General features: G+C 52.9%; 15 protein-coding genes. 13 read left to right on the top strand and 2 right to left on the bottom strand.

From position 1 onward, the window contains the following. Nucleotides 1–93 precede the first annotated feature (93 nt). Entirely contained in the window at nucleotides 94–3,642 is a 3,549-nt protein-coding gene (locus tag EKN00_RS02360) for a KxYKxGKxW signal peptide domain-containing protein (RefSeq protein ID WP_127848542.1), read from the bottom strand. A 527-nt stretch (nucleotides 3,643–4,169) separates the two neighbouring features. On the opposite strand from EKN00_RS02360, the gene EKN00_RS02355 reads away from it, so the two are divergent. The 5 genes from EKN00_RS02355 to EKN00_RS02335 all read left to right on the top strand — a co-directional run bounded on the left by EKN00_RS02355 (nucleotide 4,170) and on the right by EKN00_RS02335 (nucleotide 8,484). Further along, nucleotides 4,170–4,361, top strand: a complete 192-nt coding sequence (locus EKN00_RS02355) for a hypothetical protein (protein ID WP_127848541.1) — start codon at nucleotides 4,170–4,172, stop codon at nucleotides 4,359–4,361. A gap of 51 nt (nucleotides 4,362–4,412) precedes the next feature. Beyond that, nucleotides 4,413–5,459, top strand: coding sequence for a hypothetical protein (locus EKN00_RS02350; protein ID WP_127848540.1), 1,047 nt, complete (start codon nucleotides 4,413–4,415; stop codon nucleotides 5,457–5,459). Between the two features lie 230 nt (nucleotides 5,460–5,689). After that, a complete protein-coding gene (locus EKN00_RS02345) occupies nucleotides 5,690–7,111 on the top strand; it encodes a hypothetical protein (RefSeq protein WP_127848539.1) in 1,422 nt (473 codons plus the stop codon). A gap of 321 nt (nucleotides 7,112–7,432) precedes the next feature. Beyond that, entirely contained in the window at nucleotides 7,433–8,038 is a 606-nt protein-coding gene (locus EKN00_RS02340; RefSeq protein ID WP_127848538.1) for a histidine phosphatase family protein, read from the top strand. 254 nt (nucleotides 8,039–8,292) lie between these two features. Then, nucleotides 8,293–8,484, top strand: a complete 192-nt coding sequence (locus EKN00_RS02335; RefSeq protein WP_127848537.1) for a hypothetical protein — start codon at nucleotides 8,293–8,295, stop codon at nucleotides 8,482–8,484. An 87-nt stretch (nucleotides 8,485–8,571) separates the two neighbouring features. Here the strand turns inward: EKN00_RS02335 and EKN00_RS02330 are convergent, their stop codons facing one another. Further along, the gene (locus tag EKN00_RS02330) at nucleotides 8,572–9,234 is read right to left on the bottom strand and encodes an EAL domain-containing protein (protein WP_127848536.1); all 663 of its coding nucleotides are present in this window, start codon (nucleotides 9,232–9,234) and stop codon (nucleotides 8,572–8,574) included. A 527-nt stretch (nucleotides 9,235–9,761) separates the two neighbouring features. On the opposite strand from EKN00_RS02330, the gene rplS reads away from it, so the two are divergent. From rplS to EKN00_RS02290, 8 genes are all read left to right on the top strand, one after another. Beyond that, complete coding sequence (gene rplS / locus EKN00_RS02325; RefSeq protein ID WP_127848535.1) at nucleotides 9,762–10,109, top strand: 50S ribosomal protein L19; 348 nt, start codon at nucleotides 9,762–9,764, stop codon at nucleotides 10,107–10,109. 78 nt (nucleotides 10,110–10,187) lie between these two features. After that, the gene (locus EKN00_RS02320) at nucleotides 10,188–10,433 is read left to right on the top strand and encodes a DUF896 domain-containing protein (protein WP_127848534.1); all 246 of its coding nucleotides are present in this window, start codon (nucleotides 10,188–10,190) and stop codon (nucleotides 10,431–10,433) included. 72 nt (nucleotides 10,434–10,505) lie between these two features. Beyond that, complete coding sequence (locus EKN00_RS02315; protein WP_206611257.1) at nucleotides 10,506–10,727, top strand: YneF family protein; 222 nt, start codon at nucleotides 10,506–10,508, stop codon at nucleotides 10,725–10,727. 266 nt (nucleotides 10,728–10,993) lie between these two features. Then, nucleotides 10,994–12,751 carry an ABC transporter ATP-binding protein gene (locus EKN00_RS02310; RefSeq protein ID WP_127848533.1) on the top strand — a complete coding sequence of 586 codons (1,758 nt, stop codon included), beginning with the start codon at nucleotides 10,994–10,996 and terminating at the stop codon, nucleotides 12,749–12,751. Continuing rightward, nucleotides 12,741–14,534 carry an ABC transporter ATP-binding protein gene (locus EKN00_RS02305; RefSeq protein ID WP_127848532.1) on the top strand — a complete coding sequence of 598 codons (1,794 nt, stop codon included), beginning with the start codon at nucleotides 12,741–12,743 and terminating at the stop codon, nucleotides 14,532–14,534. The genes EKN00_RS02310 and EKN00_RS02305 overlap by 11 nt, the downstream gene beginning before the upstream one ends. 363 nt (nucleotides 14,535–14,897) lie before the next feature. Further along, nucleotides 14,898–16,250 carry a GGDEF domain-containing protein gene (locus tag EKN00_RS02300; RefSeq protein WP_127848531.1) on the top strand — a complete coding sequence of 451 codons (1,353 nt, stop codon included), beginning with the start codon at nucleotides 14,898–14,900 and terminating at the stop codon, nucleotides 16,248–16,250. 15 nt (nucleotides 16,251–16,265) lie between these two features. Next, nucleotides 16,266–16,802: an EAL domain-containing protein gene (locus EKN00_RS02295; protein ID WP_127848530.1), complete on the top strand. Its 537-nt coding sequence runs from the start codon at nucleotides 16,266–16,268 to the stop codon at nucleotides 16,800–16,802. A gap of 67 nt (nucleotides 16,803–16,869) precedes the next feature. Further along, nucleotides 16,870–18,504 (top strand): glycoside hydrolase family 13 protein, encoded by a 1,635-nt coding sequence (locus EKN00_RS02290; RefSeq protein WP_127848529.1) that lies wholly within the window; start codon nucleotides 16,870–16,872, stop codon nucleotides 18,502–18,504. Nucleotides 18,505–18,567: the final 63 nt, after the last annotated feature.

Raw genomic sequence — 18,567 nt, 5'->3', positions numbered from 1 at the left:
CGCGGTTAAATACCGTAAGCCTGCCCTCTATGGTTTTTGTGACAGAAGTAACTAACTATTGAGCTTGCTCAGTATCCTCGGTGAATCTGGATACTAGCCTTCATGGCGCCGTCCGAGTCGAATCCCGCCGATTAGCATCATTCCTGCGAGTATTGCGACACCCACAGCGGTAGCGATGTTGTTCTGCCGGTTACCGGTCTGCGGAATGGCACTGCTGTGCGTTGATGTGCTCGAACCGCCAAATGTGCTTGGTAGTCCCGTCCGTCCGCTGCTCGTCACGCCGGTGAAAGTGTCAGCCAGTGGTGTGCTGCTACTACTAATGACACCATTAGTCCCACTAGGTGAGGTGAACGTTCCGGTGTCTGGTAGTGCACCGATTGTACCGTCATCAGTTGTTGACCGGTTACCAGTTGGTCCATTCGTGTTGGCAGTGTTAGTCGTGTTTCCGGTAGAGGCAGTTCCGTTACCAGCTGGTTCATTGGTATTGGTCGTTGATGGCAGGGTACCAGTTGTGTTGGTAGTGTTGCCAGTAGTCCCGGTAGTGTTGGTAGAGTTTGTTGGATTGCTGGAAGATGAATTGTCATCGCCAGCAGCCCCGGTAGTGTTGGTAGAGTTTGTTGGGTTGCTGGAAGATGAATTGTCGTTGCCAGTAGTCCCAGTTGCGTTGGTAGAGTTTGTTGGATTGCTGGAAGATGAATTGTCATCTCCAGTAGTCCCAGTAGTGTTGGTTTGGTTGCTGGAAGCTGAATTGTCGTCGCCACCATTCCCAGTTGTGTTGGTAGTGTTGGTTTGGTAGCTAGAAGGTGAAGTTTCCTTCCCGGAAGTCCCAGCTGTGTTATCTGTGTTAGTCGTCGTTGACGGCAGGCTGTCAGTTGACCCAGTTGAGCTGGCGGTGTTGGTCGTGTCGCCTGTGGTTGCCGTTGAATCTCCGGTTGTTCCAGTAGTGTTGGCGGCATTAGTCTGATCCCCAGTGGTTGCGGTTGAATCAACGGGGGCTCCAGTCGTGCTGTTAGTATTAGTCTGGTCTCCGGTAGTTACTTTCGTATTGCCAGTTGTCACGACCGGACTCACAGTGTTGGTTGTGTCCCCGGTGGTTAATGTCAAATTACCAAGTTCATTGGTGTTGATATTACCAGCATCTGGGTTCAGGCTACCAGATGGGTCAGCAGCATTGTTGATGGTGTTGGTCGGGTTGCCGTCATTTGATGTCAGGTTCCCGGTTGCCCCAGTAATGTTGTTTGTATTCGTTGGGTTACCATTGGTTGCTGTTGAACCGCCAGTCGTCACGGTCGTGTTGTTGTTAACTGGGGTGTCGGTAGTTGCTGACTGACTGTTGGTTGGATCACCATTGAAGATATTGGTGATGAAGTTGTTGATTGTGGTACCAGCCGGTTCGGTGGTGTCACTTGGTTTTGTCTCGTCCGTTGGCTTAGTGTCATCCCCAGGTTTGGTTTCGTCCGTTGGTTTGGTGTCATCGCCCGGTTTTGTTTCGTCTGTTGGCTTGGTGTCATCGCCTGGCTTGGTCTCATCGGTTGGCTTTGCGTCCTCGTCAGCCGTCAACGTGATGGTGTAATTGCCGGTAACGGAGTGGTCCTTGCTGTCCACAACGTTCAGGGTCACGGTGTACGTGCCAGCCTTATCCTTGTCAAAGCCACCGTCGTTAACGACTGTGATCTTCGAAGTTAGGTTGCCGTCCTCCTTGTCGGTTGCAGCTGCACTCAGCAGGGTTGGCAGGGAATCAGTCGTGCCAACTTTTGCCGTTGCGTTCGTGGCAGTCAGTGTTGGAATTGAATCGGTCTCTGTCTGCTCAGGCAGGCCGTTCAGGGTGATGGTGTAGTTCTTGGTGACAAAGTGTCCAGCCTTATCTTTCACGCCAAGGGTGACGTTGTAGGTTCCAGCCTTATCCTTGTTGAAGCCACCATCGTTGACTACCTGGATGAGTGGAGTGAGGTCGCCGTCTTCCTTATCGGTCGCGGATGCCTTCAGCAGGTCCGTGATTGATGCGTCCGTGCCGACCAGACCGGTTGCATCGGTTGCCTTGAGTTCCGGTGCTGCGTCAGCCACGACCGGCGCATCTGCCTTGTAGACGAATTTGATGTCGCTGATGGCCATGGCAAAGTCGTACGCGTTCGCCAGGTCGCTGTAGCTGGTCCCCGAAGTCAGTGGTACTGTCCCGGTTGCGGTCTCGATACCCATCTGGAGCAGCTGGCCTGTGGTGTACTTGCTAAATGGTGTGGTGGAAATCAGCTTGCCCTGACCGTTAAGGGAGGCGTACATGCGCACTTCCTGTTTATCAAAGTCGGCGACGATACTCTGGATGCCGCCGTTGCGGTTGCTCTCGTTGATGATTTCTTCCGTCGGGGTGTAGCCTTTGAGATCGTACTTTGTGATGTTGGCGGCCGCATCAATTGTGGCCGTTGTTTGTTCAGGAACGTGTACCTGATTACCGTCCTCGTCGACGTAAGTGAACGGCAAGCTGTAGACATCGTGGCTCGTGACCGTGATGGTTTCATTCCGCACCGTCTGGACGCCGTACTTATCGGTGGCCGTCATCGTAACGTGGTACGTACCAACTTTTTCTGGGTTGTAGTTGCTAGTCACCTTTACCGGCAAAGGACCATCTTCAGTGTCCGTTGCGGAAACCCCCAGCAGCGTGCCAACGGAGAGGGGACTGCTGTTCTGCTGAACCTGAATGTTGCTGCCGGAGCTGATTTCCGGTGCGTCATCGGTGAACACCACGGGGTAGGTCTTCATGGCAACCATCGTGTCACCGGCGGCTCCGACCTGAACCCACGCGTGGATTGTTGCTGGCGTGCTTGGATCACTTGGGTCGTGTTCAAAGTGGGGCTGGTTGACGTTCACGGTTTCACCCTTGTGGGGACCATCCGCATAGGTAACCTTGTTGACCCAAGCCCTGACGTCGATTGGTTTGTCATTGCTGTCGCGCCACTCCTTAGCAAAGCCCACTGTGTTGTTACCACCGACGAGGCTACCAAATGGATCCGCCTCGTTCTCGGATGAGCCAATGTTACTGAAGTGTGAAAATGGCACGGACTGTTCTACATCATTGGGGAAGAATGGTACACCCAAGCTGTCTGAGACCATGTGCGGATTCTGCGGCTTGGCCTTTTCTGGGTCGGCCTCATAAGCGGTGCGCCAGTAATAGGTCATGTCGCTTCCGTCTGGTATTGTCCCGACGCCATCAGTGCCGATTACCGGGGTGGAATTGTTCGCGACGACGTAAATACGCGCTGTGGCGTGCGCGGTGCCCGCAGTCAGGTAAACCTCATACATACCCAGACGGGTCGCATCAAACCTACTGTTATCAATGGTGACATTAACGGGATTACCGTTCGCGTCCACGGCGGTAGGCTGAACAATGTTGAATGCCAGTGTGCGGGGCGTGCTACTTTGAATAGGAAACTTTTCGTTAGTGCGGAACGAAATGGTCGTCCCGTCCTTGAAGGTTTGGGTGAGTTGATCTGCCGCAGATACTGAATGCGGCGCGGTGATGACAGTGCTAGCACCAATGCTTAGCGCACTAATCGCAGCGGCAACCCAGAGTTTGCCACTCTTGTATAGTTTGTAATGCTCTTTTACCAACATATGCTTGCTTTTCTCGTCAATTGCTCTGCTTCTCATAGTAATCCCTCCTAAATAGATGTACTAGTATAATAAGTACCTTACATACTTATAATAATTTTAAAAAAGATTAGATGAGGGCAAAAATCAGGAGGTATTTTTTTTTTTTTTTTGTTTTTTATCAAATCAATCTTATATTCGTTATAACGCGTAATGCATTAATTTTTTCACGATAAACCTCCTGTTATTCGCTCCAAATAGTGTTAATGTTATGTATTTTTACTTCGTGTGATATTTTTACATGACTTTTTACTGTGTACATTAATATTTGGCGACAATCGAAAGCCACCGCACACTATAAATCTGTTATTTATTGCACAAATTCGGGAGTGACTCGCAAGAGTGTTAATACGTCATGCTGGATTGGACGAAATTCAGGGGGAAGCAATTCAGCTTAATCCACGAATCCGCTTCCAAAAGTCCCCAACATAGGTGATAATTAAACCATCAAGTAAATTGATGCTCATATAAATTTGGCCATCAAGGTTGCAACAGTTGCTCATTGCGCACATTAAGGAGGAATTCCCATGTACTCAGTAGTTATACCATGGGCGATTATCGCCATCATTCTCATGCTGGTCGGAATTACGGTGGTTGTCGCCGGCATTAAGGCGCAGTTTTCGGCAGGCTGGAAAGTGGTTCTGAGCGTTTTGGGTGTTGTTACGTTTGCTGCCGGCACGTACTGGCTGCTGATTTTGGTTGGGTTGGTTAACATGTGATAGTTAGTGAGCCACAGGAACCAAACGGACATGAACAATGGAGAGCAGAGTATGTTTAACATTAGGAAAATGACGGTGCTTGAAATCACTAATATTTTTCAGGATAAAGAAGTTAATCTGCTGCTGACGGACGGGACGCGGTTCTCGGCAGTTGTCAGTTACGTGGATTACGACGCTGAGAATGTTGACGAAATAATGTTGACTCTAAAACCAGAATCCCCCATATTTCCCGATACGGTGTCGGTGTGGGAAATCGAGTCCATCAGTTTGCCGCGGGCTGAAATCATCCCAGAATCAGTTGCACAATCGCAGTCAGTAACTGGCCTCGTCGCATCCGACATTTACCACTTGGGCCCATCACCTGATGCCGACCCGCTCTACAACCAGGTTGAACGCGACTTCAAGCGCTTGGCGATGACGGAGCCGGACCCGCAGCTTCTATCCGCGTTCAGTCTGCGCATCGGGGGCCCGGCAATTGAGTTCGAGGAGACAATCACGGTGACCCCGGCCACTGACGAGCTAATACACCACGTGCGTACGGGCAACCGCGAGCAGACCGTTCAGCTGGTGGATCACGCGCTGGCGCACAAGACGATGATGCGGCTGTCGATGGTTGATTTTCGGGCCGTCCCCATCAACGCCATGGCCTGGAACCTGGCGCAACACCCGGACCGCAACGTGCTTGACGCCATGATTACCGTGACGAGCAGTTCCGGGGTTGTGCAGTTCTTGCCCACCGCGTACTTCCGGCTCGGCCTGCCGCTGCAGTGGCACAAGGTGATGCGGGCACTGCGCAAGGCGTTCAAGGGTTACCGCAAAGGCGTCATCTTTGACCAGACCGTCTACGGAGCGGGGCATCTGCACGGCGAGTTAATCGTTCTTGGCGTGCAGTTCGCCGATTTTGGGAAGAGGTACAATTACCTGGCCGACAGCGATAGCTACCACGTCGGTGATTACGTGGACGTGCCGGTGGGGCCGACCAATGAGCCCAAGTCCGCGCTAGTCGTCGACATTCTCTACCCGCAGACAGAATCGCAGTTGCCGTACCCAATCTCGAAAACCAAGCACGTGCTGGGCAAGTCGCAGCGGATTTACTGAGCACTTTGGCCCGTTGCTCAACAGAAAAGTGGCGCCAGTGCAAATTTGACACAGGTAATATTTAAAAAATATGCGCAGAATTGCAGTGAAAACAGCCACGTTTCGGCGGTGAAAACGACACTGTGCTGGATTTGCATTCGCTTTTGCATCCAAAAAATATGTCCTGTCGCAAAAGCGCGCTGGCTTCACTTTTCCGTTTTGTCTCGGCGCATTAATCCGGGGAGTTAGAAATGAAGCTTGATAATTACAACAAGGATCAGTTGCAGGCAATCGTCACGCACCTCACCGACGAGCATCCGTATCTGGCGGCGGAGGTGACTCAGTTTGCTCGGTCAGCCGGTTACGACGACATTGATCTGAAGAAAATGAAATCCGAAATGCGTGAGCTCGTTAATAGTTACAAGAGTGGCGGCCACATTGACCGTTACGCGATGCAGAGCCTGGGACCGCGCCTTGCAGCGATGGTGGAAAATCAGTTAGGCCAAGTTGAGGATACGGGTGACCTGCTGACGCTGGCTGAATACGTCACGTTCGCCTGGCAGTACGTCAAGGACACCGGAGAAAAGTCAGAAGGATTCACCCAGCAGTCAAAACTTAGCGGCATGCTTGAAGAGGCAATCACAGGATGCCGCGAGCAGATTCGTGCGCTTGGGCCAGTGAAGGTGAAGCGTATCGTTGCCAAGTACATGAAACGTGTCGCTGGCAGCAAGCGTAACCCTATCATTAATCTCTTTTGGCTGGATGAGACGCTTGCTTTGGTTCAAGACAGCAACCAGCTGCAACAAATTAAACAAGCAATAGCGGACGTCGAAAAAGAATATCCGTATTTCGGCGTCCTGCCGCGTCTGATTGTACGCCTGCATGAAGACCCTGAGACCATTCACGAAATTGCAACCCGGGCGCTTAAGGATGAGCGGATACTGGACTGGTATCTGGACTACTTGGCTAGGGACGGGCGCACCGTGGACATGATTAACATATTGGAGAAGCGCCTCACCAAATACCCCCATAGTGTGACACTGAGCAATAAGTCAAAGCTGGATAAGCTGTACCAGATGTTGCCGGATGCGGATTATTACGAGTTCGTCATGCGCACAATTCGGCAAAGCGCGGCATTGCCATTTTCGGCTAAGACGTGGCTGACCGCGCATCCAGATTACCGCGCCAAGTTTATGGAGGCGATGCATGGCACGACAAGCAAGTTAACCGCGGAAACGCGAATTAATTTGCTGGCGGCCTTTGCAGCCTGGCCGGAAATTATCACCATTTTGAATGCAGGTAAACCTAATGCGCACACCAGCGCGCGGCTTGAATTTTTCCAGGAACTGTATTCAGCAGGGCTCACGGACGTTGCGCCACTGTTTGACTTCTTTGTGCAGGGGCTGGGCCACATGTCGGCGGCTGCAAGTGACCGGTACGATGCCGTACTGCGTGCCATGGTCGAGCTCGCCCGGGTGAGCGGGGATAAGGATAGGTTCACCGCGTCAATGGGAAAAATTCGTGAACTGTACCCGCGGAAGGCGATGCTGCTGTTTGCTATTCCGCGCTATGAACGCGAGCTGGACAACAAGCGTCTGCGCCGATTCAGTCTGGGCAGTGCCGCCCGCTTTGCGTTCAAGCCAGATTGGCCCTTGAAGTGGGAAAATCAGTAAGCGGGGTCGCTGCGAAACTGCTTAATGACGGCAACCAAACGAACAAAATTAACATTTATGCATAAATGAAGCGCTTGCTTATTTTGTGCGTATTATCTATAATTTAGGTATGGAGGCAGTGCTCCATAAATGTACCAAACCCCTTACATGATTCTTTTGAACCTTTGAGTATCCGTGGAGAGTGCTCATAGTGAACAAAATGATCACATATGACCGGTTACGCGAAGGGAAGCGCGTGACCGGTCATTTTTTGTGGTTTGGCAACGACCAATGAAACCGCTATAATTACTGGTATATGCCAAAGTAAGGAAGGACCTACACATGGATTTAGTTATCGTTCGCCACAGCACGAGTCTCTCGAACGGCGCGGACCTCATCTCCGGGGCCGACAACGACGTTCGCCTGTCGGATGCGGGGGTTGCGTACGCGAAGAAGGTGCGGGGGCTCTACGACTGGGACCGGTTTGACGCCGTTTACGCCAGTCCGATGATTCGCGCCATTCAGACCGCCGCGATTTTGACCAACCACCGCGACTATGTGCAGTACGACGCGCGCATCCAGGAAATGAACTTCGGCAAGTGGGAGGGGCTCTCGGCAACGCCATTTCGCACGGAACACCCGACTGCGTTCGATTACGCGGGGATGTTCAGCGCGGAATACTCCAAGTTTGCGCCGCAAGCGGAAAGCTACGCGGAGCTTGTTGCCCGCTGTGACAGCTTCCTGACGACGCTCAAGCAGCAGCACCCATCCGACGCCGTGCTCGTTGTTTGTCACGGTTTCACCACCCGGGCACTGTTTGCTGCGGCCCTACACGCCGATGTCTACGCGTTCACCGCGGTGAACAACGTGGCGTTAAACGAGCTGCACCTGGATCCCGACGACAATTTTCGCGCCCGGATTCTCTCATTTAATCAGGTGCTTGCGTAATTGCGGCATCGGCAGGGTTTCGCCCAATTGCAATATCTGCAAGATTGAGACCAACTTAATGCAAACAAAAACCAGCCGCACAATCGTGGCTGGTTTTTGTTTGCCAATTGGGTTCAAAACCCGCGAATTTAATTAAGAAGTTTGTGAGTCGCTTAAACGCGGCGGCAAAGGTGGCATTGGGGCGGGGCAATTAGTTACAATTAATATATATAGAAAAGCCAGCGCGCGCTGAGCAAATCAAGGGGGTCGAAGTTATGCAGCTATTCAATCAAGTTTTGGGAACCGTTGTCCGGGTCATGCTCCTGCTTGTCTTTGCGTTTTGCCTATACCAGCTATTCGCGGGTCGGCTGCTCTGGTACCTTCTGGCTTCGCTCAGCCTGCTGGCGCTGCTGAGTCTGCGCGCGTTCAATACGCCGGAGAAGGCCTGGTCGAACAAGCGCGATTAGGCGCTTGTCATCTGAATACATGGACATTAAAACAGGCATCAAGGTTAACCGCATGTGTGGTCAGTCTTGGTGCCTGTATTCGTTCAATTATAAGCTGAGTAATGCCGGACGGCCAAGGTGGTAACCTTGCACGATATCGCAGGGGAAGCTGGCCTTAACGCATTCGAGATCGGAGCTGGATTCGATGCCCTCAATCGCCAGCACCTTGCCGTAGCGCTGCGCCATGTCGTGCCAGACCGCGAGTTTGCTTGAAATCTCGTGCAGGCTGCTGAACGGCCGGAAGTTTTGGAGGGCGAACTTGTACTCATCCACGTATGGATTGAGCAGCTCGACCAGCGCAGGGGAGTGCGCGTCGGTGCCCACGTCGTCGATGCACACCTTCAGATGACGGGCGTGGAAGCGGCGGGCACCAGCCACCAAATCAGCCGAACTGATGGCGGGATTGCTGCGCTCGGTCAGTTCAGTGTAGATTTTGATGTTCGTTTCGGCCTGCACATTGGCCACCATGTCGGTGAAATCCGGATTAATGAATTGGCTCTGCTCCAGGTTAAACGACACGAGTTCGGTGTCTTGGGGTAGTGCGCCGACCGTTTGACTAAGCAACCGGTAAATCTGACTGGTCGTCAGCGCGTCAAAGTCCGTGGGTAATTCCCAGCGGTCATTGCGCCACTCGCGCACAAAGAGTTCGTACCCGATGGGGGTACCTGATGGATCGGTTAGGTGGTACTTCGGCTGTCCAAAGAATCGCAATGCAATTACTCCCCATATCAAGATTATGAGCGTCGTTACGGCCCCGGTCCCCAAACCGATAATTGCGGTCGTTCGGCGTTATGTAGCACAAACTATTTCATTCTATCATGGATGTTTAGTAAGTCAATTGTTATGCACGTAAGTTTATCATTTTATTTGTGCTACAAACAAAGGTCCCCGAACAATTTGCTCAACCACAAAGTTTACATGGAAAGCATGGTACCAATCATAAAATGCAAGAACATTGTATTATCTGGATAAATATACGTGAAACTAAGCAGAATTCGGCTGAAAATCAGCGAAAATGTGGTTATTTTTTTGCGGTTTATGCAGACCTTGGTCAGAAGTGTTATGATTCGCCTAGTTCCTATTAATAGAAGATCTGAAGCCAGGGCGTGCAAATGTGTTCCGTGCTTTACATTAGCCTAGGTTTCCTCTATAATTACTGCTTGTGGATTCCCACAAAATAAAAGCGATATTCCGCTGGCGCTGGAGCGTGGATGAATGTCGACAAAGGAGAAGTACCAATGAACTTACTTATCAACGAAATTACCAAGTCCCAGCTGCGCGATGACATTCCAGAATTCCGCGCTGGTGACACTGTCCGTGTTCACGCCAAGATCGTTGAAGGCGAACGCGAACGTATCCAAATCTTTGAAGGTGTCGTTATCAAGCGTCGCGGTACCGGCGTTTCTGCCAACTACACTGTTCGTAAGATCAGTTCAGGTGTCGGCGTTGAACGTACTTTCCCAGTAAACACCCCACGTGTTGAAAAGATTGAAGTTATCCGCCACGGTTCTGTACGTCGTGCTAAGCTGTACTACCTGCGCGCACTTCGTGGTAAGGCCGCACGTATCAAGGAAAAGCGTCGTTAAGATACTTTTTAGGAGTCAAGTGGGGCACAGCCTTGCTTGGCTTTTATTTTACCCAAAACACGATTTGGAGGTTGGATTATGGCATCACAACCACAAGAACGAATTGACCGCATTAATGAATTAGCCCGCAAGAAGAAGACTGAGGGTCTGACCGCGGCGGAACTCGCTGAACAGGCGGAGTTGCGCAAGGCTTACCTGGCCGATTTTCGTGCCGGGTTCAAGCAGCAGGTTGAGACCACCCAGTTTTTCGATAAGCAAGGAAACGAAATTACACCCGAAAAGTTGGTTCACCTGCAGAAAAAACGCGGCTGGCGGGATAAATAGTTAATTTAGGTCTTTGCAAACGCCGTCATTTCAGGCATAATTAGAGACGGAATTATAAGGAGGATTTTCAACATGGGAATGTTTTTTCTAGGATTAGTAATCGGTATTCTTGCCGGTGGTGCCGCTGGGTTCTTCGGCGCGCGCGCATACATGAAGAAGTACTTTGAGGACAACCCTCCTGTTAACGAGGATATGATTCGCACAATGATGATGCAGATGGGGCAGAAGCCTTCCCAGAAGAAGCTGAACCAGATGATGAATCAGATGAAAGCAAGCCAGAAGAAGAGTAAGTAATTACACTTCGGGGACGACACGACCGCAATGCGGAAGTGCGCACCCTCTAATGACTGCCTGAGCCGCTAACACAGATGTTGGCGGCTTTTTGTATGCCTTGGCGCAGGAGAAAATAACGGGTAGACGGGGGCACTTACTATTCAGCAACGGACAATAATGTGAAGTGTCCGCGGGAAGTTTGCTGGCGCCCCTTGCCCAATAGTTAACAAAACACTAAGATAGTCAAGTGAATCTATTAATAACGGAGAGAATGAAAGGAAAAAGCGATGGGAATATTTAAAAAACTTGGTTGGTATTTCCGCCAAGAACGCAAACGATACGCGCTGGGAATCCTGGCGCTGTTCCTGGTTGCGCTGGTTAACCTAATTCCACCGAAGATCATCGGGACGATGGTTGACGCGATGAATAACCACGCGGTCACGGCCCACAAGCTCGTCTTCTGGCTGGCATTAATGCTGTTTGCCGGGGTCGCGCAGTACGTGTTCCGCTTTTCCTGGCGTGTCGCCATCTGGGGCGGTGCCGCCTTACTGGAACGCACGCTGCGGACGCAATTATTCTGGCATTTCATGAAGATGGACGCCACTTTTTACCAGAAGCACCGGACGGGGGACCTCATGGCGCACGCCACGAACGACCTGAACGCGATCCAAAACGTCGCGGGTGCCGGGGTGCTGACGATGTTTGACTCCATCATCACGGGGGGGACCACGCTGATTGCGATGGTCACCCTGATTGACTGGCGGTTGACCATCGTTGCCATCCTGCCAATGCCGCTGCTTGCCCTCATGGCCCGCATGCTCGGGAAACGCCTGCACGACTCCTTCACTGAAGCCCAGGCGGCCTTCTCGAGGCTGAATGACAAAACCCAGGAATCTGTTTCCGGGGTTAAGGTCATCAAGACGTTCGGGCAGGAGGCAGAAGACGCGCAGGACTTCGACGATATCGTTGACCGCAACATCAAGATCAACAAGCGCGTGAACTTCATCGACTCGCTGTTTGACCCAACCACCAGTATCATCATGGGGCTGACCTACGTCATTACCATCATCTATGGTGGGTACTTGGTGCTGCACAACCAGATTTCAATCGGCCAACTGGTTTCGTTTGTGTCTTACGTTGCGGCGCTGGTATGGCCAATGTTCGCGATTGGGCGACTGTTCAACATCCTGGAACGTGGGAATGCCTCCTACGACCGGGTGGCCAAGCTGCTCGCTGAACGCAGTACCATCATCGAGGCCCCGAAGGCAATCAGCGAACCAGCTCATGGCGATATTCGCTACTCCGTGGACCAATTCTGCTACCCCGATGACGACACGAACGCGCTCATGGACGTCCACTTCACCCTGCGCGCCGGCAAGACGCTCGGGATTGTCGGGAAGGTCGGCGCGGGGAAGAGCACGATTTTCAAGCTCCTCCTGCGTGAGTTCGACAACTACAAGGGCTTCATCGAGTTCGGTGGGCACAACATCAAGGAGTACACCCTGGATGCGCTGCTGGATTCGATTGGTTACGTTCCTCAAGACAACTTCCTGTTCTCCACGACCGTTGCCAACAATATTCGTTTTTCTTCCTATAACAAGCAGAGTGCCGAAATCGAAAGTGCCGCGCGTGACGCTGCGGTGCACGATGACATCTTGAAGTTCAGTGAAGGTTACGACACGATGGTTGGTGAACGTGGGGTCAGCCTGTCTGGTGGTCAAAAGCAGCGGCTGGCAATCGCGCGGGCCGTCATCAATGGCCCAGAGCTGCTGATTCTGGACGACGCCCTGTCTGCCGTTGACGCGAAGACTGAAGAAGAAATTCTGGAAAACATGCGTCACGACCGCGCCGACAAGACGACGATTATCGCCGCCCACCGGCTGAGTTCCGTCATGCACGCCGATGAAATTCTGGTGCTGCAAGAAGGACGCGTCATCGATCGCGGGACTCACGAACAGCTGCTGGCCAACAATGGCTGGTACGCCCAGATGTGGGACCTGCAACAACTAGAAAGTAAGATTGAAGGTGATTCGAATGGCCAATGAGAATAAGTCCGCGTGGGCCCAAAGCATTCCGTTCAAGCAGCAGGTTCACATCATGGGCCGCCTGATGAAATACGCCTTGCCGTACAAGAAGCAATTCATCGGGGCCATTCTCGGCGCTGCGGGTCTCGCCGGCATGAACATTCTCCTGCCGTACATCCTGCAGGAATACATGGACCGGTATTTGACCAACAAGAGTGCCACTGTCACCATCATCTTGAGTGTGGCGGCACTGTACGCCCTCGGCACCATCCTGAAGGCCCTGTCGCAGTTCGTTCAGTCGTTTGCCTTCCAGATGGGAGCCGAACGTGGGCTGGAAGATTTACGCCGGGCACTGTTTAAGAAGCTCGAAAAACTCGGCATGCGTTACTTTGACCAGACGCCAGCCGGTTCAATCGTGTCGCGGGTAACCAACGACTCCGCGACCCTGGCCGATTTCTGGAACGTCTGGCTGACCATCATCGTTGGGCTGTTCTCCGTTGTCAGCTCCTTTGTGGTGATGTTCAAGTGGGCGCCAAAAGTGGCCCTGATGGTGCTGGCGTTCCTGCCGGTGCTGCTGCTGGCTGTGTGGTACTACAACCACTACTCAAGCCGGGTTTACCGGCACATGCGCGAGAAGCTGTCGGAACTGAACACGAAGCTGAACGAATCAATTGAAGGGATTGCGATTATTCAGCAGTTCCGGCAAGAAAAGCGGATCAGCGACGAATTCGAGGCAACCAACGAGGAATACCTGCGCAGTCGCAAGGCGATGATTCGCACGAACTCACTGCTGCTCGGTTCGATGATTAACCTGCTCTACAGCCTGGCACTGGTGGCGGTCCTTGCCACCTTTGGGCTGATGAGCATGCACAGCTTTGTTGAAGCCGGCATGGTTTACGCGTTCACGACCTACGTTGCCAACTTCTTCAACCCAATGACGAACATGATGGATAACTTGACGTTCCTGCAGGACGGGGTCGTCGCCGGTAGCCGCATGTTCCGTATTTTGGACAACGAAGAATACGCGCCGCAGCAAAATCCTGGAGCGGATGCCACTATCACGATGGGTAAGATCGAGTTCCGGCACGTTAGCTTTGCCTACGATGGCGTCCACAAGATTCTCAACGACATCAGCTTCGTGGCCAATCCGGGCGAAACCGTCGCGCTGGTCGGGCACACCGGTTCCGGGAAGAGCTCCATCATTAACGTGATGATGCGCTTCTATGAATTCGGCGAGGGGCAAATCCTGATTGACGACAAGGATATTCGCGATTACCCGATGGCGGAACTGCGCAAGAAGCTGGGGCTGGTGCTGCAGGACTCGTTCATGTTCTACGGGGATATCTCCAGCAACATCCGTCTGTTCAACGACAGCATTTCCGACGAACGCGTGGAGGCGGCCGCGAAGTTCGTGCAGGCCGACGAGTTCATCGAGAAGCTGCCGGACAAGTACCACGCCCGCGTTATTGAAGGGGGCACACAGTTCAGTTCCGGCGAGAGGCAACTGATTTCCTTCGCCCGCACGGTTGTGACTAACCCCAAGGTCCTCGTTCTGGACGAAGCGACCGCGAACATCGACACGGAAACCGAAAGCCTCATTCAGGAAGGTCTGCAGCGCCTGCGCAAGGGTCGCACGACAATCGCGATTGCCCACCGACTTTCGACCATTCGCGATGCCAACCTGATTCTGGTGCTCGATGCCGGCCGGATTGTTGAGCGCGGCACGCACGACGAGTTAATCGCCGCCAAGGGCCGTTACTACGATATGTACGAACTGCAAACAGGGGCGGCAACGCTGAACTAGTTGCAGCTTTTACCTAATATATGCATGGCGATGGGCCAACCGGAAAACTACCGGTTGGCTCATCGCTTTTTTTGCGTAATTTTGGGCACGAAGCTGGGGACTAGCCGTTACCAGGCGATTACCGAACCGTCACGTGCAGAATGATGACTCAATATTTTTTGTGTCACGCTCAAAAATTATGAGTATAATTAAGGGTGACTACACGCAAGCAATGCCTGGTTTTTGAAAGCCTGCATCGCAGCACACGGCAAGTTTGAAAACATTGTAATATTTACTTGTGCGCTTTGCTATAATCGCAATGTCATTGTGGTAGAATTATACGGTTCTGACGTTATGGATTTTCTGAAAAGATAGGAAACAAGTATGATTAGTTTACAAATTTTTGAAGCACTTCCGTTATTCATCATGCGGACCATGGTTGAATGCTTTTTCGGAATTGGCTTTATCCAGTATTACCACCGGATATGGGTCGATTTTCACGAAAACGAAGCTGATAACCGTGACCGCCGCATGACCCTGCGGCTGCAATTGTTCATCCTGACCGCCCTGGTTGGTCTGTTCATCCAGCTGTGTGCCATCTACTATGTTCACAATGACGCAGCCATTATGTACATTAACTGGGCATTGTTCGTGATGCTGCTGCCGCTACTTTTTGCCGGGTTCAGCAAGATTGAGGTGGGGAGCCAGTTTCTAGCACTGGTCATCGCCTGGTACTTACAGCACCGGCAGAACCTCTTCAGCCCTCAAGCACTAGTTGGCCTAGTCGTGTTCTTTGGGGTGGCAGTTTTCCTCAAAACGCGCGGCGAGTTCTTCATGCGCCACTGGGCAGCCGGCATTGGCGTTGCGGCAATCGAATCCGGACTGTTTTGGTTCACCGCACCAACACTGACGGCTGGTGGCTTCTATTCTGCCGGTGAAAAAACGCAGGCGGTGCTCCTCTTCACGTGCATGCTCGCATTCGTTCTCGGTTACTGGCTCCGGCAATTCCAGGAAGATCAGCGCGCCCGGGAAATTGAGCGGCTGGCCGATTATGAACGAGGTAGTCAGCAGAACAGTTACGCCAAGCACCAGCACGAACTTGAATCCATGTTTGCGACGGTGCGCAAGGACCACAAGGGCTTTATATTTGCGACGATGGACCTGGACAACTTCAAGCAGATTAACACGCGCTTCGGCCACCTTGCCGGCAACGCTGTGCTCATTGGGGTCACCACCACCATTAACGAAACCCTGACGCGCACCCACCTGAAGTACCGCGTTTTTCACATTACTGGTGAGGAGTTCAACTTTGTGTTCACTGACCGCACCAAGGCTGAGGCCGTGACGGCAATTACCAGCTGCTGGCAGGCAATCCGCAAGCAGGAATTCCAGTTTGAGCAAAACAACATCGCGGTAACGTCGTCCATCGGGGTCACCGAGGTGCGCGACAGCGACCGGAGCATCAACGACGTCTACATGCGCGCCGACGATGCCCTGTCGATTAGCAAGCGCCACGGCCGCGATAGTATTGTGTTCGACAAGACCGTGGTCTCCGGGTCCGAGAACCTGGAGAAGCGGCTGGCCGATTACAGCTACTTCGGTCAGGGTGTGTACGACATCGAGGCAACTGGTCAGCCGAAGTACTACCACGAGCTTTTGCTCCGGGCGTTTGATCCGCTTCAGAAGCGCTGGATTCTGCCCGACTCGTTCGAACTACCGGCATGGATGCAGATTTAACTGCTGCGGGACTTCATGAGCCGGACCAAACTGCAAAGCTTCAACATGAACCTGACCGCCGCCCAGTTCGAGGATATGGAGGTCGCCGATGCGCTCACGCAATTCGCCGAGAGCCCCGAGGGCCCGGATAAGTTAACGGTTGAAATCACGAACCTGACCGACTCCCAAACCACGCGGCGCATCAGTTCAATTTACCGTGCCGCACACGTCGACATTCTGATTGATGACGTTGGTAGTGACAACTCGATTGAACTAGTTCAGGGGTCGCTGCCGTACATCAACGGCATGAAGTTCGCGATGCAGAACCTGCGCAAGTCGATGTCCAATGAGGAACTCTACGAACGCGTGAAGTTCTGGCGCGAGCTGGCCACGAAGAATAATTTGGACTTCATCCTTGAAGGCGTCGAGACCGACGAGGACCTGGAGCTGGCACGCAAACTGAACGTCAGGTTTGTTCAGGGCTACTATTTCGGCAAGCCCGAACCGGCTGGTAAAAAAATTGAACAACAGTCAGAATCATTAATACCAAACAGCTTGCCCGAAACAATTTAAGCGCTTAAGATAAGCCTAACGTCACCATTCACCGGTGACGCTAGGCTATTTTAGTGGAGGTAAAAGCGTGGATAAATGGTGGCAAAACGCGGTGGTGTACCAGGTGTATCCGCGGTCGTTTCAGGACAGCAACAACGATGGCATCGGGGATTTAAACGGCATCCGTCAGCGCCTTGGTTACATTAAGGACCTGGGCGTCGACGTGATTTGGCTCAACCCCATCTACGCCACGCCGAACGATGACAACGGCTACGACATTAGCGACTACGAGGCGATTAATCCCGAATTCGGCACCATGGCGGATTTTGATGCGCTGCTGAAGGAGGCCCATGCGCTGGGCCTGAAAATCATCATGGATCTAGTGGTGAACCACACGAGTGACGAACACGCGTGGTTCATCGAAAGCCGCAAGTCGCGCGTGAATGCGCACCGGGACTATTATATCTGGCGCGACCCGGTTGACGGGCACGCCCCCAATGACTGGGAGGGCGGATTCGGCGGCTCGGCCTGGCAGCTGGACGCGACCACGGGCCAGTACTACCTGCACCTCTTTTCAAAGAAGCAGCCGGACCTGAACTGGCGCAACCCGGCACTGCGCAATGACGTTTACGCCATGATGCGGCGGTGGCTGGACAAGGGTGTTGACGGTTTCCGGATGGACGTCATTAATTTCATCTCGAAGACCGCGGATTTTACCGGTGACCACCGGCCAGTGGCAAACGGGCCGCACGTTCATGAATACCTGCAGGAGATGCATCAGCGCGTGCTTCAAGACTACGACGTGATGACGGTGGGGGAAACCCCGGGCGTGAAGCCGGAGCAGGCCTTGCAGTACGCCGGTTACACAGCGGATGAACTGAACATGGTGTTCACCTTCCAGCACCTCGGCGTTGACCTCGACGCCAAGTACGGCCGCTGGGTGGTCCACCCATTTTCCCTGGTGCGCCTCAAGCAAATTATGAGCGATTGGCAGGTTGCCCTGCACGGCCACGCGTGGAATTCGCTCTACTGGAACAACCACGACCAGCCGCGCGTGGTCTCGCGCTTTGGTGATGACAGCGCAAAGTGGCGCGTGCAGTCGGCGAAGATGCTGGGGGCGGTGCTGCACTTCATGGAGGGCACACCGTACATTTACCAAGGCGAGGAACTCGGCATGACCAACCCGGCCAATTTCAAATCCATCACCGACTACCGCGACATCGAAATCCTGAACGCGTACCAGGAGCTGGTGACGGACAAACACGAGCTGACCGCGGCGCAAATGCTGGCGGGCATTCACCATTCGGGCCGCGACAACGCGCGCACCCCGATGCAGTGGACCGCTGCGCCGAACGCCGGCTTCACCGCGGCGGGCGTGACGCCGTGGATTGGCCTGAACGCCAACTATCGCACCATCAATGCGGCCCATGAGGTGGGGGACCCGGATTCGGTTTTTGCATTCTACCGACAAATGAACGTTTTGCGGCGTCAGTACCCGATCATCGTGCACGGTGATTACGAATTGCTGAACCCGGAAGACGAGCAGGTTTGGGCATACCGGCGCCGCTTAGATGACCAGACGCTGCTGGTGGTGGCCAACTTCACGGCGGCAACCCAGGAGCGGCCGGTCGCCCGCAGTAATGGTCAGCTACTCCTCAGCAACTACGATACCGATGCGGGCGCGATTTTGCGCGGGTTTGAGGTGAAGGTTTACCTACTTTAATGTGTTGGCTAAACGCCCCGGCAAGGACAGACTTGCCGGGGCATTTTGGTAAAATCGGCCCTA

The organism is Lacticaseibacillus hulanensis (assembly GCF_004010095.1).
Classification (GTDB): Bacteria; Bacillota; Bacilli; order Lactobacillales; family Lactobacillaceae; genus Lacticaseibacillus; species Lacticaseibacillus hulanensis.
The sequence above is the reverse complement of the archived record's forward strand: the minus strand, read 5'-3'. Positions and strand labels throughout refer to the sequence as shown.

Coding starts and splice junctions, on each gene's coding strand:
- EKN00_RS02315 (WP_206611257.1), top strand. CDS start 10,506: ATGGGAATGTTTTTTCTAGGATTAGTAATCGGTATTCTTGCCGGTGGT.
- EKN00_RS02310 (WP_127848533.1), top strand. CDS start 10,994: ATGGGAATATTTAAAAAACTTGGTTGGTATTTCCGCCAAGAACGCAAA.
- EKN00_RS02295 (WP_127848530.1), top strand. CDS start 16,266: ATGAGCCGGACCAAACTGCAAAGCTTCAACATGAACCTGACCGCCGCC.
- EKN00_RS02355 (WP_127848541.1), top strand. CDS start 4,170: ATGTACTCAGTAGTTATACCATGGGCGATTATCGCCATCATTCTCATG.
- EKN00_RS02335 (WP_127848537.1), top strand. CDS start 8,293: ATGCAGCTATTCAATCAAGTTTTGGGAACCGTTGTCCGGGTCATGCTC.
- EKN00_RS02340 (WP_127848538.1), top strand. CDS start 7,433: ATGGATTTAGTTATCGTTCGCCACAGCACGAGTCTCTCGAACGGCGCG.
- rplS (WP_127848535.1), top strand. CDS start 9,762: ATGAACTTACTTATCAACGAAATTACCAAGTCCCAGCTGCGCGATGAC.
- EKN00_RS02345 (WP_127848539.1), top strand. CDS start 5,690: ATGAAGCTTGATAATTACAACAAGGATCAGTTGCAGGCAATCGTCACG.
- EKN00_RS02350 (WP_127848540.1), top strand. CDS start 4,413: ATGTTTAACATTAGGAAAATGACGGTGCTTGAAATCACTAATATTTTT.
- EKN00_RS02305 (WP_127848532.1), top strand. CDS start 12,741: ATGGCCAATGAGAATAAGTCCGCGTGGGCCCAAAGCATTCCGTTCAAG.
- EKN00_RS02320 (WP_127848534.1), top strand. CDS start 10,188: ATGGCATCACAACCACAAGAACGAATTGACCGCATTAATGAATTAGCC.
- EKN00_RS02360 (WP_127848542.1), bottom strand. CDS start 3,642: ATGAGAAGCAGAGCAATTGACGAGAAAAGCAAGCATATGTTGGTAAAA.
- EKN00_RS02300 (WP_127848531.1), top strand. CDS start 14,898: ATGATTAGTTTACAAATTTTTGAAGCACTTCCGTTATTCATCATGCGG.